Genomic DNA, 263 nt, shown 5'->3' with positions numbered 1-263 from the left:
CGCCGCGACCAGGTCGTGACCCCGTCCGCCCAGGCGATCCGGCGATCGGCGGCGTCGTGCTCGTAGGCGTGCGAGGGGCCGCAGGTCGACTCGGCCGCCACGAGGTTGGCGCGGGCGTCGTAGCGGTAGCGCAGGAGTTCGCACCGGGTGCCGTCGGTGCCGACCAGGGTGACGCCGGTGCGCCGGCCGGCCGCGTCGTTGTCGAAGGCGAGGCTCAGCCCGTCCGGGTGGTCGATCCGCGTGATCAGCCCGCGCGGGTCGCG

Annotated in this window: 1 protein-coding gene; it reads right to left on the bottom strand. The window is 76.0% G+C overall.

Annotated elements, in window-relative coordinates; translation table 11 throughout:
• A partial coding sequence (locus tag I53_RS28070; RefSeq protein ID WP_043357199.1) for a hypothetical protein occupies positions 1-263 on the bottom strand: 263 nt, incomplete at both ends.

Source organism: Methylobacterium sp. B1, from assembly GCF_000333255.1.
Classification (GTDB): domain Bacteria; phylum Pseudomonadota; class Alphaproteobacteria; order Rhizobiales; family Beijerinckiaceae; genus Methylobacterium; species Methylobacterium fujisawaense.
This window is presented reverse-complemented; position numbering and strand designations above follow the sequence as displayed.